This window comes from Cytobacillus oceanisediminis 2691 (assembly GCF_007678455.1).
In the GTDB taxonomy this organism is placed as follows: Bacteria; Bacillota; Bacilli; order Bacillales; family Cytobacillaceae; genus Mesobacillus; species Mesobacillus oceanisediminis_A.
Genome location: NZ_VEEP01000008.1, coordinates 66,632 through 83,124, shown reverse-complemented (window position 1 = coordinate 83,124; position 16,493 = coordinate 66,632). Strand labels below are relative to the sequence as shown.

The following is a 16,493-nucleotide window of genomic DNA, read 5'->3' as shown; positions in this document are numbered from 1 at the left end:
TAGTGGAAGGCGCGTAGACTCCTCCGAAAATGCTATCGCATTTCCATCGTGCGTGGTTAAACTCGAGGAAGCCATTCAGTGTCCTGCGGGCGCAGCTGGTCAGATGAGACCTAGGTGAAATGATTCACGTGAGGAATCATTTGCACCCCGCAGGAGTGGAACGGCGAGGAGGCTCAGCGCCAGCCCCAAGGAAGGATTGCTTATGAAAAAGACGGCAGTTGGTCTTTTTCATATTCTTCCAGCGGAAAGCGAAGCGCCTGAAACGAAAATCAACAGTCGTGTTTTAATAGCTAAAAAAATGACTGCAAACCCTTTCAAGTCCGCTGCCTTACCACCTAAAGGCAGCGGATATATAAAAAGATTGATTATTTTTCATATTTAAGGGTAAAATGAAAATTGTTTTGAAAGTAAAATATATAGATCACAAAATGTTCTACCTTCATTAATTCCTTCTTACAACCTTCAAGGAACTCATTTCTTCTTTTTCCATCCATACTCTGATATTCATATACTTTTCTTTATGGGGGAAATCGAAATATTTTAAGGCGTGGTGACATTCATTATGGAAGTAAATATTTCAAGCTTAGAAAATATGAAATTGAAAGAGCTTTATGAACTCGCAAAAGAGTATAAAGTCTCTTACTACAGCAAGTTGACGAAAAAAGAACTTATTTTTGCTATTTTAAAAGCACGTGCCGAACAGCAGGGTTATTTTTTCATGGAAGGTGTCCTGGAAATCATCCAGTCTGAGGGCTTTGGATTCCTGCGCCCAATCAACTATTCCCCAAGCTCAGAGGACATCTACATTTCGGCTTCGCAGATCCGCCGTTTTGACTTAAGGAACGGGGACAAGGTATCGGGTAAAGTCCGTCCTCCTAAAGAGAACGAACGTTATTTCGGATTGCTTCAGGTCGAGGCTGTCAACGGTGATGACCCAGAATCGGCAAAAGAAAGGGTTCACTTCCCGGGATTGACGCCATTGTACCCAGACCGTCAGATGAAGCTTGAGACTACACACAACAAGGTTTCCACCAGAATCATGGATGTCCTTGCACCAGTCGGCTTTGGACAGCGCGGATTGATTGTCGCTCCGCCAAAGGCTGGTAAAACGATGCTTATCAAAGAAATTGCCAACAGCATTACAACGAACCATCCGGAAGCGGAACTGATTGTGCTATTGATCGATGAGCGTCCTGAAGAGGTAACAGATATCGAGCGTTCCGTTGCCGGCGATGTAGTCAGCTCCACTTTTGACGAAGTGCCTGAAAACCATATCAAGGTTGCAGAGCTTGTGCTTGAGCGTGCGATGCGCCTTGTCGAGCATAAGCGTGATGTCATCATCCTGATGGACAGCATCACACGTCTTGCACGTGCCTACAACCTTGTCATTCCGCCAAGCGGACGTACATTGTCCGGTGGTATTGACCCTGCGGCATTCCACCGTCCGAAGCGTTTCTTCGGTGCTGCGCGTAATATCGAGGAAGGCGGCAGCTTGACGATCCTTGCAACTGCGCTTGTAGATACAGGCTCACGTATGGACGATGTCATTTACGAAGAATTCAAAGGAACAGGTAATATGGAACTTCACCTTGACCGTTCACTTGCCGAAAGAAGGATCTTCCCGGCCATCGACATCCGTCGCTCCGGAACGCGTAAGGAAGAATTGCTTATTCCAAAGGACCATCTGGACAAGCTGTGGGCGATCCGCAAATCGATGTCCGATTCACCGGATTTCGCGGAAAAATTCCTGCGCAAGCTAAGACAGTCCAAGTCGAATGAAGATTTCTTCGCAGTACTTGGTGAAGAAATGAAAGGCAATAACAAGCGCTCATAATTCCAGATTCTGGGCTGAAAAACTGACTTGAAAAAATGAATTGGACTTGTTATAATGAGGTCAGTGTGTTTTTCCAATAACGGTCTGAACCGTTGATTATAACTCTGTTTCGGATATGATTCAGGGCGGAAGGAGATGAAAAGAATGAAATCAGGAATTCATCCAAACTACAAAACAGTTAAGGTGACTTGCGCTTGCGGAAACGAATTCGAAACTGGTTCTGTTAAGGACGAGATTCGCGTTGAAACTTGCTCTGAATGCCACCCATTCTATACTGGACGTCAGAAGTTTGCTGAAGCTGGCGGACGTGTTGACCGCTTCAACAAGAAATACGGTCTTAAAAACAACCAGTAATATAAGAGATGATGAAACAGGCAAGAAGCTTTGTGACTTGCCTGTTTTTTATTGCCTTTTTACATGTGCTTTTGGGTACATATATAAGATAAAAATTTATTTTATGAACTTTATTTTTGTGTCTGGATTCAGCGGAATTTTTTGTTATAATGGAAAAAGCTGAAAAAAAGTGTCGAACTTTGACCAGGCTTTTTTCGTACCTTTATGGCATGGAAAAGCCGTAAAAATACGAAAAAAGCCTATCAAATTTTTGGTTTAGCGAGGAAGGAGAGGCCGACCATGTACGTTATGAAACAAAGCGGCTGGATCGAATTGATCTGCGGCAGCATGTTTTCCGGTAAATCCGAAGAACTGATCCGCCGCGTGCGCAGGACGCAATTTGCAAAGCAAAAAATTGCTGTTTTCAAGCCTGCGATTGATAACCGCTACAGCGAAGAATCGGTTGTATCACACAACGGAGCAGCAGTTACTGCCAAGCCTATTGCCAACTCTACTGATATTTTCAAGCACATCAACCCTGATATCGATGTCATTGCCATCGATGAAGTCCAGTTTTTTGACAATGAAATCCTTGCGGTTGTCCAGCACCTGGCAGACAGCGGCTATCGCGTCATCGTTGCCGGGCTTGACCAGGATTTCCGCGGCGAGCCATTCGGCCAAATGCCTGCGTTGATGGCTGTTGCTGAAAATGTGACCAAGCTTCAGGCTGTATGTGCTGTCTGCGGATCGCCTGCAAGCCGTACACAGCGTCTGATCAACGGCAAACCGGCTTCTTACGATGACCCAGTCATACTTGTTGGCGCATCAGAAGCATATGAGCCGCGCTGCAGACACCACCATGAGGTGCCAAAATCACCAAATGAGCTTAAAATCGAAAAAACGACGCAAAGCTTAACATAATAATGTCTGATCCTCCCGTGAGCGGGGGATTTTTTATATGAATTCGCCTATATTGGTTAAGCGTGCAATCATGTAACATTACGGTGCAATTAACACGGGTGAGCGTGCAATTAATGTTTCTTACGGTGCAATTAACACGGTTGAACATGCAATTAATGCTTCTTATCGTGCAATTAATATTCATTAAGATGCAATGATAGCCGTGAAGTTTTCCGGCCGCGTATTTCCGCTAAAAATAGCTCAATCCTTGCATGGATGATCCCCCAAAAGGGCAAGCTAACCGCGGGAGGTGCCATAATTTGAAAAAATTACTCATATTGCTTATGTTCGCGGTGGTTATGGTTTCAGGATGTGCTCAGGATAATGCTGAATCTGTATATGACAAGGATGAAGACCAGGCTGGTGTTGATCTGAACAGGGAAAATGACGGAGTCCGCCACGGGGATGGCCCGAATTTCACAAAGGACCAGGACAATGGCATGACGATGACCGATCAAAACCCGAATTTGCTGAATACCGATAACGAGAACCACCACAGTTTTTCCCAGGATGTCCAAAAAGCGAAAGACGTCATTTCAGATGCTGGCTATGAACCAGGTTCGATCTGGATCAACGGCGGGGAGATGAACGTGACAGCTCAGCTTCAAGGGCGGGTAACCCGAAAGGATCGCGAAAAAGCACAGAAAACATTACATGATAAGCTGGCTCAAGCTTTGCCGCGCTACGACATCAATGTCAATATTGAATAAAAGCACCATCGGGACAGCATGCTCGGCATCGGGCATGCTTTTTCGTTGGCTATAAGCGTTTAGAATGATTTTGACTGAGAGTGGCACCTATACTATAATTAGAATGTTATGCTATGAACTTTTACTATTATGTTTGAATCCATATGAAGGATTATGAAAATAGAGGTGAATGTCCGTGTTTGATCGTCTTCAAGCAGTTGAGGATCGTTATGAAAGATTGAATGAACTATTGAGTGACCCGGAAGTAGTCAATGACTCCAAGAAGCTCCGCGAGTATTCCAAGGAGCAGTCTGACATCCAGGAAACGGTCATGGCTTACCGTGAATACAAAGAAGTGAAAGAGCAATTGGCCGATGCAAAGGCGATGCTCGAAGAAAAGCTTGATGCTGATATGCGTGAAATGGTCAAGGAGGAAATCTCCGATCTTGAGCCGCGCATTGAAGAGCTGGAAGCGCGAATCAAGATTCTCCTGGTTCCTAAGGACCCTAATGATGATAAAAACGTTATTATGGAAATCCGCGGCGCTGCGGGCGGTGATGAGGCCGCTCTGTTTGCTGGCGACCTATACCGCATGTACAGCCGTTTTGCTGAATCACAGGGCTGGAAAACAGAAATCATCGATGCCAGCACGACTGGCGTTGGCGGTTTTAAAGAGATCATCTTCATGATCAACGGAAATGGCGCATATTCCAAAATGAAGTTCGAGAACGGCGCTCACCGCGTCCAGCGTGTTCCGGAAACGGAATCAGGCGGACGTATCCATACTTCAACAGCTACGGTTGCATGTCTTCCGGAAGCAGAAGAAGTTGAAATCGAGCTGCATGATAAGGATATCCGCTTCGATACATTCGCGTCCAGCGGAGCCGGCGGACAGTCCGTAAACACCACGATGTCAGCGGTCCGTTTGACTCACATCCCGACTGGAATCGTCGTGTCATGTCAGGATGAAAAATCACAGCACAAAAACAAAGACAAGGCGATGAAGGTACTTCGTGCCCGCGTCTATGACAAGTTCCAGCAGGAAGCGCAGGCGGAGTACGACCAGGTTCGTAAATCAGCCGTTGGTACCGGCGATCGCTCTGAGCGTATCCGTACGTACAACTTCCCGCAGAACCGCGTGACTGACCACCGTATCGGTTTGACGATCCAAAAGCTTGACCAGATTCTCCAGGGCAAGTTGGATGAAATCATCGATGCATTAATCATGGAAGACCAATCGCAAAGACTTGAGAGTGCGAACAATGACTGATCCCAAAATGTATGAAGCCCTCAACTGGGCTTCTTCTTTTTTAAAAGAACATAACCGTGAAGAGTTTGCCGGTGAGCTGCTTCTGCGGCACTTCTCGGGGCTGTCCCGCACTTCGATGCTGATGAAGATGCGCGATGAACTGGAAGGGGAAGTGTGGACAGAGTTCCGTGCCGCTGTAAAAAGGCATGCAGAAGGTGAACCGATCCAGTATATTATCGGTTCAGAGGAGTTTTATGGCCGCCGCTTTGAGGTGAACGAGCATGTGCTGATTCCACGTCCGGAGACGGAGGAGCTTGTTCATGGCACGCTTCAGCGGCTGGAAAAGCTTTTCCCGGAAAGTGGCCAAATTGACCTTGTCGATGTCGGGACCGGAAGCGGAGCGATTTCGGTCAGTCTGAAGCTGGAGAAACCTGAATTGAAGGTGTCAGCGGTCGACCTTTCAGAAGAAGCTCTGGATGTTGCTCGGAAAAATGCCGGCAAACTTGGTGCAGACGTCGAATTCTTGCATGGCGACCTGTTGCAGCCGCTTATTTTACACGGAAAAAAAGTCGATGCTGTCATCTCGAACCCGCCGTACATTCCCATTGCGGACCAGGCATGGATGTCAGACATTGTTACCGAGCATGAGCCGCATATGGCACTGTTTGCAGGTGAAGATGGATTGGACCTGTATCGCCGCTTCATGGACGAGCTGCCGCTTGTGCTGAAAGAAAAGGCAATCGTCGGCTTTGAAATCGGCGCAGGCCAGGGAGAAGCTGTTCGCGGGCTTCTGGAAAAAACCTTCCCGCACGCAAGAGTTGAGGTTGTTTTTGATATCAATGGCAAGGATCGGATGGTTTTTGCTGAAATGGACTCCTGATCAAAAGGGGTCCATTTTTTTCAAAATTACTAGTTTAAGAATCTATCAAACTGTCCACACTGTGACTAGTGAAGGGATGGTGCGAGAGATGATGATGATGAAAAAATCAGCGGCTTTATTATATATACTCCTATTATGTGCAGCTACGATGTTAAGTTTATATACACCGAAAACGGAAGTGGCAGCCCAGGAGGCAAAGGTAATACCGAACGAAGCGATCCGGCTGAGGATTCTTGCTGAAAGTGACCTTGAAAAAGATCAGGAAATCAAGCGACTGGTACGCGATGAAATCAATAAGGAGATCACCAAATGGGTCCAGGACCTTACATCGATTGAAGCTGCGAGAGAAGTAATCAAGTCCAAACTTCCGGAAATCCAGAAGATCGCCGAAAAAGTCGTCGCAGAACAAGGCTCCACACAGACGGTAAAAACAGAGTTCGATAAGGTCCAGTTTCCTACTAAACTATACGGGCAGTTTCTCTATCCGGCGGGTGAATATGAGGCGATCCTCATTACATTGGGCGAAGGAGAAGGAGCAAACTGGTGGTGCGTCCTGTATCCGCCGCTATGCTTCCTTGATTTCTCAAACGGCGAAGCAACAAGCGAAGGCTTCGATGAAAACAGCGACAAAGGTGATGTGAAAGTAGATGTGGAAGACGAAAAGGCAGATGCCGATCTTGTAAAAGAAGCGAAAAAGGACAAGAAATCATCAGAAAAGGATGAAAAACCAGTCTACGAAGGCAGCGAGGAAGAAGAAGTTGAGGTTGCATTCTTCCTGGTGGAGATCTGGAACAGGATTTTTGGATAAAATAAGCCCCTGCAGCGGATGCAGGGGCTGTTTTTTTAGCAGACTTGATCAAAATAACTTCAATCCAGCTCGCAATTTTAGATAATTAAACCGCATTTTAAATTAATTTGGCGAATTTCAAAATATATCGACCACTTTTTGAATTATATCAGCGGATTTTCAATTATATCGACCACATTTTAAAGTATTTCGACCAAAACCGTTATTATATCGACCAACTAGCAAAAACCAGCTGCTTCAATCTTACTTTAAATATCCTGTGCAAATCTTTCATCCGGAATCTTGTTGAGCATCACATATAAAGTGACAGGCTCATCACCGGTGTTTTTATAGGATAGTTCTTCGCTGCCGCTCAAATGGACGGTTTCGTTGGCTGCTGCCGTTACTTCTTCTCCGTCAATCGTAAACGTTCCTTCACCCTGCATTGTTAAAATAAATACTTCTGTCCCTGGATGAGTGTGCTTCGGCAGCTCCTGGCCGGGCGTGAAGTTTAGCAGGAATACGGTGCTGTCACCTTTTTTAAAGACAATCCGTTTCGTAAACCGTTCTTCGCTGAATTCCTGGTATTGTTTCAATGATTGTTTTTCCATGATAAGCCCTCCTTATTGGCTGTTAATCATAATTGGCGCGATCTGGCTCAAGCGCTCGAACAAGGCTTTGCCTCCCTCGGTTTCCAGCAATCCTGTTTCGGTCAATGTTTCATGCATCAGCCTCAGCCATGCCTGCGCGCGAATAGGCGTTATTTCAAAAGGCATATGCCTGGCCCTCATATTGGGAGGTCCGAATTCCTCGCTGTAAAGTGCTCCGCCGCCGGTCAGTTGTGTGAGGAACATCCACTGCTTCCTCTTGATTTCTGCTATATCTCCTTCAAACAACGGACTGAGCTCTTCATTTTCATAAACTTTCGGATAAAAAGTATCAACAATTTTGCGGATCGATTCGTCTCCGCCAATCTGTTGATATATTGTTTTGATTTCCATGCCCTGCCCCCTTTTTGAGAAAGGTTTTCATCTGTATAAATTTATTATAACCATACAAAGTGAGGGACATAGTGACCTAAATCACTCACGTATGAATTTTTCACTATGAGAAGCTAGGAAACATTAGCTAGCTTCTATTAAGAAATACATGGTAAAGGAGGAAAAACGACTGCGCGAATTTCCAAAAATATTACATTCGTTGAACAAGCATATTACATTCTTTTGAATCTAGTTTTAGCATGTGAGATTCCGGATATTCAGTGTAGTGTAACATCAAAACTTAGATTTCAAGGAGGATGAGTAATATGGCTAAAAACAATAATAATGATAAGATGTCACGTGAAGAACGAGGACGCATGGGCGGCGAAGCAACAAGCCAGAACCATGGCAGCGAATTCTATCAGGAAATCGGCCGTAAAGGCGGCGAAGCAACTTCCAACAATCACGACAAAGATTTCTATCAGGATATTGGCCGCAAAGGCGGAGAGGCTACTGCTGAGAGCCATGACAGCGAATTCTACCAGGAAATCGGTAAAAAAGGTGGCGAATCAACATCCGAAAGCCACGACAAGGACTTCTATCAGGAGATTGGCCGCAAAGGCGGAGAAGCGACTTCTGAGAACCATGACCGAAGCTTCTATGAAGAAATCGGTGAAAAAGGCGGCAATGCCCGCAACAACAATAACAACGACTAAACACCCGGCTTAAAGAGCACATTTAAAAGAAGCACGGCAGCGTCACATAAGTGATTTGCTGCCGTGTTTTTTTTTTTGAGTTCTACTTTTTTCAATCCTATCATATCAATTTAGTAGAATCTAAATCTCGAGGTGAAAGATATGACATGGAAAATCAGAAGTGCAAATAAAGAGGACCTGCCTAAGCTAGATGCTTTTTTGACAGAGGCAGGTGTAAGCCCGGAAGGTTTGGCAGAATCGATTGAAAACTTTTCTTTAATGGAGAATCAGGAAGGGGAACTTAAGGCATGTCTTGGTGTAGAACCTGTGGACAAGGCGGGTTTATTGCGTTCCTTCGTCGTCTCTCCGCAAATTGCCCAGCCTGATTTGATGCTTCTTTTCAAAAGAGCATTCCTGACGGCGAAAAGCCAGGAGCTGGAGGAGCTTTATCTCGTCACCAACAAGATGAGTGCTGTCTCTTTTTTTGGGAGCATTGGTTTTGAAATGGTGAACCAATCCGAAATTCCTGATTCTCTTCTTGAAAAAAATCATCTTAAACAAGTTTTAACTGTGGATAACTCCGCGATTATGAAAATAATTCTGTGAATTGTGGATTAATCCACAAAGTTATCCACTGTTTCATTAAAAGTATCCACAATTTGTGGATAAAAACTTGAGTTCTGCTAATTCTTCTTTTATACTTTCATAGAAATAGACTAGTATAGCGAGAAGTAAAAGGTGGATGTACATGCAAACACAAATGTGGACAGTGGATAAGAATGTGGATAATTTAAAAACATATCCACAAATCATGGAAGCTGCACAAAAACTGAAGCAAAATGAAGTCGTCGCTTTTCCGACAGAAACGGTTTATGGACTCGGAGGTAACGCAGAAAGCGATGAAGCCGTATCGAAGATTTTCGAAGCAAAAGGAAGACCTGGGGATAACCCATTGATTATCCATATTGCCAATCGTGAACAAATTCATTCTTTTGTAAAAGAAATCCCTGAACAGGCATTGCGATTAATGGATGCTTTCTGGCCAGGTCCGCTGACGATCATCCTCGAAAAGAAGGCAGGCGCTCTTTCTGAAAAGGCAACTGCCGGATTATCCACAGTCGCAATCAGGATGCCCGACCATCCCGTTGCCCTGGCGCTCATCGAGGAAACAGGCCTTCCGCTTGCAGCACCAAGTGCGAATCTGTCAGGTAAGCCAAGCCCGACGACGGCTGCGCATGTTGCTGACGATCTGACCGGCAGAATTTCCGGGATTGTTGATGGCGGTGCAACCGGAGTTGGCCTTGAATCCACGGTGGTCGATTGCACCAGTGAAGTCCCTGTGATTTTAAGGCCTGGCGGTGTAACGAAGGAGCAGCTGGAAGAAGTAATTGGCAAAATTTCGGCAGACCCTGCGTTAACGGATGAAGGGCAGGCGCCGAAAGCACCTGGGATGAAATACCGCCATTACGCGCCTAATTCCCCTTTTTATCTCGTTGATGGATCAAAAGAAGAAATCCAGCAGCTGGTGAACGAAAAGCGGAACGAAGGCCAGAGAGTCGGCGTGATGACCACGAAGGAAAACAAGGGATTTTATGATGCGAATGTCGTGATAGCATGCGGCGAAAGAGCCCGTCTTGAAACTGTCGCGGAAGCTCTCTATGATACACTCCGGGCATTCAACCAGGAAGACCTCGATATCATTTTCGGCGAAATCTTCCCTGATCAGGGTGTCGGCCAGGCGATCATGAATCGCTTATCAAAGGCCTCTGGTCTGCCGATTATCAACAAATAGAAGAAAAGCGCTTCAGCCCTGAAGCGCTTTTTTGCTGTTGCGGCCGCCATGAGTTTTAAACTCCCAATTCCGTGCTTCTAAATCTTTTTGGACGTGCATATGCTGAATTAGCAAGTCCGAGGGGGCGAAGACATGGCAGCAATAGCCGGCGAATTATTCACACTGATGTTGATGGCATTCGCATTGGGAATGGATGCATTTTCCGTAGGTCTCGGAATGGGCATGTTCAGGCTGACGAAAAGGCATATTTTTAAAATTGGCGTCACGATTGGCTTGTTCCATGTGTGGATGCCGCTGCTTGGAATGGTGGCAGGAAGATTCTTATCGCAGCAATTCGGGGCGATAGCAGGATATATTGGCGGCCTGCTGCTGATTGTGCTCGGTGTCCAGATGATCTGGGCAAGCTTCAAGGAAGAGGAGACAAGCCTGATTACTCCGGTTGGCAAGGGTTTATTGATTTTTGCCCTATCTGTCAGCCTTGATAGTTTTTCTGTCGGCCTCACACTGGGAATCTATGGCGCGAGGACACTGCTAGTACTGATCTGCTTTGGAGTCGCAGCGATGGTCCTGACATGGGCAGGCCTGCTGGTCGGAAAAAGAGTGCAGGGTTGGCTTGGTACATACAGCGAAGCATTGGGAGGAAGCATATTGCTCACATTCGGGCTGAAATTGCTTCTGCCACTATAGACTTTTTTTGTGCACCTGTTGTGATGCGGGTGTATTTTTTTCGCGCATTTCAAAATGGCAAAAATGAAAATGCTTTGAGATTGTCTTATAATGAAGAAAAGTTGAACACAGGAGGGAAACGCATGGCGCACGTTTTATTTGTCTGTACCGGAAATACATGCCGAAGCCCAATGGCGGAAGCGATTTTAAAAAGCAAGCAGCTGCCCGGCATCGAAGTGAAATCAGCGGGAGTGTATGCTCCGAACGGCGAGGATGCTTCGGTCAATGCAAAAATCGTGCTTGAGGAAAACGAAATAAGCCATGTGCATCGCTCCTCGACATTGACAAAGGAAATGATTGATTGGGCGACAGTGGTCCTGACGATGACTGGTAGCCATAAAGGGCTGATTCTGAGCCAGTATCCAGACGCAGCTGAGAAAACTTTTACATTGAAAGAATTTGCGGAAGAAAGCGGAAGCCAGGATGTAGCAGACCCGTATGGCGGGGATGAGCAAATTTATCGGAAAGCTTTTCAAGAAATTCAAAAAAGTATCGAAAGAATCATCGATAAAATCCGATAATACCCTTGAGAAAAACTTTTCGCAGCGATTCGAAAAGTGGAACGATGCAAATTCATTTTTCAGGGGGATTGTCAGTGGGTTCAAAACGAAGCTACAAAATGGGATTGCGAAAGAAAATGGTCATGCTGACGACCGTGTTAGCGATCATTACGTATTCAACAAGTGCATTCTTTATTTATTTCCTTTATCCTTTTGTTCAAAAGTTCATTGGCATTAATTCGGTCGTTTATACTGCCGCAGTTCTAGGTCTCGGTATTTTCTGGTCGGGGCTGCTCGCGTATATGGCTGCCGGCCTTATTATCAAGCCATTGCAAAAGCTGGAACAGTCGGCTTTGAAGGCGGCACAGGGTGAGATTGCCGAGGATGTGGAAGTCTCGAAATCGGATGACGAAATCCGCTCTTTGGGAATGGCCTTCAATAATATGCTGTCAAACCTGCGTGAGATGGTCAGCCAGATTGATGCGAATTTCAATGAAACAAATGAAAAAGTAATCCGCATTTCCGGCCAATCAGCAACTGCCTCAGAGCAGGCATCGATCATTTCAACGACGATCAAGGAAATTGCTGCTGGAGCTGATTCTTCGGCGCTATCTACGCAAACAACGGCAGAATCGGTTGATGAAGTCATCCGGATCGCAGAAGACGTCCAGGAAAAAGCGCGGGCATCTGAATCGATCTCCGTGGAAATGGTTAAAGATCTCCAGGAATCAAAGGATGCCATCCATTCATTGATTTCAGGGATTGAAAGGCTTGCGAATGATAACCGCGAATCGCTTGGCACGGTCAAACGATTAGAAGAAAACGCGACAAAAGTGGAGCAGATCATCCAGCTTGTTGGCGATATCGCTGCACAGACGAATTTGCTCGCGCTTAATGCATCGATTGAAGCAGCACGTGCCGGAGAGCATGGCAAAGGCTTCGCAGTTGTCGCCGAAGAAGTGAGGAAGCTTGCCGACCAGAGTGCGGATGCTGTCCAGGGAATATCAGGCTTGATCCAAAACATCCAGTCTGAGGTGCAGAACGTCGTCGGCCAGATCAGCAGACAGGTCGAGACGGCGAATGGTGAAGCGAAGAAAGGCGAGAAGACAAACCAGGTAATTGAAGAAATGACGGAAACTATCCACGAGATGGCAGATGTGATCCACACGATTACCGCACTTGTCGAAACGCAAATGAAAACCATCCAGCACACATCCAATCAATCGCAGGAAATGGCCGCGATTGCGGAAGAAACTTCTGCCGGAGCATTGAGCGTGGCCTCAGCTGCCGAACAGCAGGCGGAAGTCATTTCAGATGTAGAAGAGTTGGCGGTAGAACTGCAAAACCAGGCCGGAAAACTAAAAAGCACGATTACGAAGTTTTCGTTGTAAATAATTGTTGGACCACAGCTGGAAGATGCTGTGGTTTTTTTTTTTTTTTGAGTTGGAAAAAATGGCGCTGAATTTCCAAGTCGCTATAAAAATGAGAAAGTCGCTATATAAATTAAAAACTCGCTATAAAAATACGAAAAGTCGCCATATAAAAATGAAACTCGCTATAAAAAACGAAAAGTCGCTATATAAAAATGAAACTCGCTATAAAAAGCAAAAAGTCGCTATAAAAAAGTAAAACTCGCTATAAAATCTTTTTCTAAACAAATATTAGTAATGAATATCAATACAAAAAACCGTTTTCTTTATAATCCAGAGCGAATATGAGAAAATAACAGTAGATTTAATCGCCCCGCAAGCGGGAATACATAGGAGGATTTTACAAATGAAGGTTGCAATTGCTTCAGACCATGGCGGAGTCAATATCCGCGAAGAAATTAAGAATTTGATGGATGAAATGAATATTCAGTATGAAGATTTCGGCTGTGAGTGCGGAACTTCTGTTGACTATCCAGACTATGCGCTCCCGGTTGCGGAAAAAGTGGCGAACGGAGAGTTTGATAAGGGAATCTTGATTTGCGGTACAGGCATTGGCATGAGCATCGCTGCGAACAAGGTGAAGGGCATTCGCTGTGCGCTAGTGCATGATGTATTCAGTGCGAAAGCAACTCGCCAGCACAATGACAGCAATATGCTCGCGATGGGAGAGCGTGTCATCGGACCTGGGCTTGCGCGGGAGATTGCAGCTGTATGGCTTACAGAGGAGTACGAAGGCGGCCGCCACGAAAACCGTGTAGGCAAAATCAAGGAGTATGAAAACAAGCAGTAAGATTTTTAAAAGGAGGCGCTGACACTGTCTATTCAACAATGGGAAGCAGAATTGAACTCCATTCTTACCGATTTTAACGAACAGGTACAACTGAAAAAAGGCCAGGTATTGGTTGTCGGCTGCAGCACGAGTGAAATCATCGGCCAGCGGATTGGTACAGCGGGTACGGACGAGGTCGCGGCAATGGTCTTCAGGCAGCTCCGCGAACTTCAGAATCAAACAGGCGTCCAGCTGGCGTTCCAATGCTGTGAGCATTTGAACCGCGCAATCGTCGTCGAACGGGATACGGCGGAGCGAAAGCAGCTGGATGAAGTGACGGTGATCCCGGTGAGGAATGCAGGCGGGGCAATGGCCGCGCATGCCTACCAACACCTCGACAACCCTGTTATGGTGGAATTCATCAAGGCAGACGCCGGCATCGATATTGGCGATACATTGATTGGCATGCAAATGAAGCATGTCGCCGTGCCAGTCAGAGTGCAGCAGAAAAGCCTCGGACATGCCCATGTGACGCTGGCGAAAACAAGGCCGAAGCTGATCGGCGGCGCCCGAGCAGTTTACGAACGAACAAACGAAAATGAATCATGTTGATTGATGAAGAAGCAGAACCTGTTCAATGGTTCTGTTTTTTCTAGCGTCATCCTTTTCTTTCATCATAATATCGGCTAAAATAAGAATGAATTTTCTAATAACGAAACCAGATAATACATATCAAGAGGGGGAACTTACGTGAAGCACTTGTCACAGCAGGATAGCCAGTTATTCGCAGCAATGCAGGATGAATTGAAGCGTCAGCGTACGAAAATCGAATTGATTGCATCTGAGAACTTTGTCAGCGAGGCAGTCATGGAAGCGCAGGGATCTGTACTGACAAATAAATATGCGGAAGGTTATCCAGGCCGCCGCTATTATGGCGGATGCGAGCATGTCGATGTTGTCGAAAATATCGCCCGCGACCGCGCGAAGGAAATCTTTGGCGCAGAGCACGTGAACGTCCAGCCTCACTCAGGCGCCCAGGCGAATATGGCGGTTTATTTTACCGTTCTTGAACAGGGCGATACCGTCCTCGGGATGAATCTTTCCCACGGCGGTCACTTGACTCATGGCAGCCCGGTTAACTTCAGTGGTGTCCAGTATAATTTCGTCGAGTACGGTGTCGACGAGGAAACTCAAGTCATCGATTATGATGTTGTCCTTGAAAAAGCGCGTGAACATAAGCCGAAGATGATCGTTGCCGGTGCGAGTGCATACCCAAGAGCGATCGATTTCAAGCGTTTCCGTGAAATCGCGGATGAAGTCGGCGCCTATTTGATGGTCGATATGGCGCATATCGCCGGTTTGGTTGCAGCAGGCCTGCACCAGAATCCGGTTCCATATGCTGATTTTGTCACGACGACTACCCATAAAACCCTTCGCGGACCGCGCGGCGGGATGATTCTTTGCAAAGAAGAATTCGCGAAGAAAATCGACAAGTCCATTTTCCCTGGCATCCAGGGCGGCCCGCTTATGCATGTCATTGCTGCCAAAGCAGTTGCGTTTGGCGAAGCGCTGGAGCATTCTTTCAAAGAATACGCCCAGAATATCATCTCCAATGCCAACCGCCTTGCAGAAGGCTTGAACAAAGAAGGAATCGATCTTGTATCGGGTGGTACAGACAATCATTTGCTGTTGGTTGATCTGCGCTCACTTGGCCTGACTGGAAAGGTAGCGGAAAAGGTCCTGGATGAAATCGGCATCACTGTCAATAAAAATACGATCCCATTCGATCCGGAAAGCCCATTCGTCACAAGCGGAATCCGTATCGGTACAGCCGCCGTCACAAGCCGCGGCTTCGGACATGAAGAGATGGACGAGATTGCTTCATTGATCGCGTTCACCCTGAAAAATCATGAAGATGAAGCAAAACTGGAAGAAGCGCGTAAACGCGTCGAAGACCTGACAAGCAAGTTCGAATTATATCCTGAGAGATAAAATAACACCCCGGCGGCCCTTCATGAATGAGGGCCGCTTTTTCAGGGGAAAATCATTACGCTATTGCGGTTGCTTGTAAAGAGGTTTTTCTGTAAAATTAAACGAAGTGTGATTCAGCAGATCTTACATATAACAGACGGTGTTCACAACTCATTTACCTTTAAAAGGAGCGATAATCATGGCAAAAGTATACGTATTTGACCATCCATTGATCCAGCATAAACTTACTTATATCCGCGAAAAAAGCACAGGCACAAAGGAATTCCGCGAGCTTGTAGACGAAGTCGCAACGCTGATGGCGTTCGAAATCACGCGTGACATGCCGCTTGAGGAAATTGAAATTGAAACACCAGTCGAAAAGACAAAATCGAAAGTACTTTCAGGCAAGAAGCTCGGCATCATCCCGATTCTGCGTGCAGGTATTGGAATGGTTGACGGCATCCTGAAGTTAATCCCGGCAGCGAAGGTAGGACATATCGGTCTATACCGTGATCCGCAAACATTGAAGCCGGTTGAATATTATGTGAAGCTTCCAAGCGACGTCGAAGAGCGCGACTTCATCGTCGTTGACCCAATGCTTGCGACAGGAGGATCTGCTGTTGAAGCGATCAACTCTCTTAAAAATCGCGGCGCCAAGCACATCAAATTCATGTGTTTGATTGCAGCCCCAGAAGGCGTAGAAGCGGTAAAAGAAGCCCATCCTGACGTCGATATCTATATCGCCGCGCTCGATGAAAAGCTGAACGACCACGGATACATCGTACCTGGTCTTGGAGATGCAGGAGATCGTTTATTTGGGACGAAGTAAGTAATAATTAAGACACCTCTTTTCTGGAAAAGGGGTGTTTTTCTTTTCTTTGAAAATCTTGTGTTTGTA

The 16,493-nt window shown here is 46.0% G+C and carries 20 protein-coding genes; 18 read left to right on the top strand and 2 right to left on the bottom strand.

Annotated elements, in window-relative coordinates; all coding sequences use genetic code 11:
* Window positions 1-202: 202 nt before the first annotated feature.
* The 8 genes from FS736_RS16280 (at window position 203) to spoIIR (ending at window position 6,753) form a co-directional block, all read left to right on the top strand.
* Window positions 203-382: a hypothetical protein gene (locus FS736_RS16280; protein ID WP_144479172.1), complete on the top strand. Its 180-nt coding sequence runs from the start codon at window positions 203-205 to the stop codon at window positions 380-382.
* A 180-nt stretch (window positions 383-562) separates the two neighbouring features.
* Complete coding sequence (rho, locus tag FS736_RS16275) at window positions 563-1,834, top strand: transcription termination factor Rho (protein WP_079506270.1); 1,272 nt, start codon at window positions 563-565, stop codon at window positions 1,832-1,834.
* A 144-nt stretch (window positions 1,835-1,978) separates the two neighbouring features.
* Entirely contained in the window at window positions 1,979-2,188 is a 210-nt protein-coding gene (gene rpmE, locus FS736_RS16270; RefSeq protein WP_144479171.1) for a 50S ribosomal protein L31, read from the top strand.
* A gap of 279 nt (window positions 2,189-2,467) precedes the next feature.
* Window positions 2,468-3,088 (top strand): thymidine kinase, encoded by a 621-nt coding sequence (locus tag FS736_RS16265; protein WP_144479169.1) that lies wholly within the window; start codon window positions 2,468-2,470, stop codon window positions 3,086-3,088.
* A 299-nt stretch (window positions 3,089-3,387) separates the two neighbouring features.
* Window positions 3,388-3,837, top strand: a complete 450-nt coding sequence (locus tag FS736_RS16260) for a hypothetical protein (protein ID WP_144479167.1) — start codon at window positions 3,388-3,390, stop codon at window positions 3,835-3,837.
* A gap of 175 nt (window positions 3,838-4,012) precedes the next feature.
* Entirely contained in the window at window positions 4,013-5,086 is a 1,074-nt protein-coding gene (prfA, locus tag FS736_RS16255) for a peptide chain release factor 1 (protein ID WP_144479165.1), read from the top strand.
* Window positions 5,079-5,945 (top strand): peptide chain release factor N(5)-glutamine methyltransferase, encoded by an 867-nt coding sequence (gene prmC / locus FS736_RS16250; RefSeq protein WP_144479163.1) that lies wholly within the window; start codon window positions 5,079-5,081, stop codon window positions 5,943-5,945. The genes prfA and prmC overlap by 8 nt, the downstream gene beginning before the upstream one ends.
* 94 nt (window positions 5,946-6,039) lie before the next feature.
* Window positions 6,040-6,753, top strand: a complete 714-nt coding sequence (gene spoIIR / locus FS736_RS16245; RefSeq protein ID WP_186326823.1) for a stage II sporulation protein R — start codon at window positions 6,040-6,042, stop codon at window positions 6,751-6,753.
* Between the two features lie 248 nt (window positions 6,754-7,001).
* On the opposite strand, the gene FS736_RS16240 is transcribed toward spoIIR, so the two are convergent.
* Together FS736_RS16240 and FS736_RS16235 are read right to left on the bottom strand one after the other, a co-directional pair.
* Complete coding sequence (locus FS736_RS16240) at window positions 7,002-7,343, bottom strand: cupin domain-containing protein (RefSeq protein ID WP_144479161.1); 342 nt, start codon at window positions 7,341-7,343, stop codon at window positions 7,002-7,004.
* 12 nt (window positions 7,344-7,355) lie between these two features.
* Window positions 7,356-7,733, bottom strand: a complete 378-nt coding sequence (locus FS736_RS16235; RefSeq protein ID WP_144479159.1) for a globin domain-containing protein — start codon at window positions 7,731-7,733, stop codon at window positions 7,356-7,358.
* Between the two features lie 305 nt (window positions 7,734-8,038).
* On the opposite strand from FS736_RS16235, the gene FS736_RS16230 reads away from it, so the two are divergent.
* From FS736_RS16230 to upp, 10 genes are all read left to right on the top strand, one after another.
* Window positions 8,039-8,428, top strand: a complete 390-nt coding sequence (locus tag FS736_RS16230) for a KGG domain-containing protein (RefSeq protein ID WP_144479157.1) — start codon at window positions 8,039-8,041, stop codon at window positions 8,426-8,428.
* Between the two features lie 141 nt (window positions 8,429-8,569).
* Window positions 8,570-9,013 (top strand): GNAT family N-acetyltransferase, encoded by a 444-nt coding sequence (locus tag FS736_RS16225; RefSeq protein ID WP_144479155.1) that lies wholly within the window; start codon window positions 8,570-8,572, stop codon window positions 9,011-9,013.
* A gap of 142 nt (window positions 9,014-9,155) precedes the next feature.
* The gene (locus tag FS736_RS16220) at window positions 9,156-10,199 is read left to right on the top strand and encodes an L-threonylcarbamoyladenylate synthase (protein WP_144479153.1); all 1,044 of its coding nucleotides are present in this window, start codon (window positions 9,156-9,158) and stop codon (window positions 10,197-10,199) included.
* A gap of 132 nt (window positions 10,200-10,331) precedes the next feature.
* Window positions 10,332-10,886, top strand: coding sequence for a manganese efflux pump MntP (locus FS736_RS16215; RefSeq protein ID WP_144479151.1), 555 nt, complete (start codon window positions 10,332-10,334; stop codon window positions 10,884-10,886).
* A 122-nt stretch (window positions 10,887-11,008) separates the two neighbouring features.
* The gene (locus tag FS736_RS16210) at window positions 11,009-11,446 is read left to right on the top strand and encodes a low molecular weight protein arginine phosphatase (protein WP_144479149.1); all 438 of its coding nucleotides are present in this window, start codon (window positions 11,009-11,011) and stop codon (window positions 11,444-11,446) included.
* 74 nt (window positions 11,447-11,520) lie between these two features.
* A complete protein-coding gene (locus tag FS736_RS16205) occupies window positions 11,521-12,816 on the top strand; it encodes a methyl-accepting chemotaxis protein (RefSeq protein WP_144479147.1) in 1,296 nt (431 codons plus the stop codon).
* A gap of 385 nt (window positions 12,817-13,201) precedes the next feature.
* Complete coding sequence (gene rpiB / locus FS736_RS16200; protein WP_144479145.1) at window positions 13,202-13,645, top strand: ribose 5-phosphate isomerase B; 444 nt, start codon at window positions 13,202-13,204, stop codon at window positions 13,643-13,645.
* Between the two features lie 18 nt (window positions 13,646-13,663).
* Window positions 13,664-14,236 carry a TIGR01440 family protein gene (locus FS736_RS16195; protein WP_186326822.1) on the top strand — a complete coding sequence of 191 codons (573 nt, stop codon included), beginning with the start codon at window positions 13,664-13,666 and terminating at the stop codon, window positions 14,234-14,236.
* 138 nt (window positions 14,237-14,374) lie between these two features.
* Entirely contained in the window at window positions 14,375-15,616 is a 1,242-nt protein-coding gene (locus FS736_RS16190) for a serine hydroxymethyltransferase (RefSeq protein WP_144479141.1), read from the top strand.
* A 178-nt stretch (window positions 15,617-15,794) separates the two neighbouring features.
* Window positions 15,795-16,424, top strand: a complete 630-nt coding sequence (gene upp, locus FS736_RS16185; RefSeq protein WP_144479139.1) for a uracil phosphoribosyltransferase — start codon at window positions 15,795-15,797, stop codon at window positions 16,422-16,424.
* The last annotated feature ends 69 nt before the right edge of the window (window positions 16,425-16,493 follow it).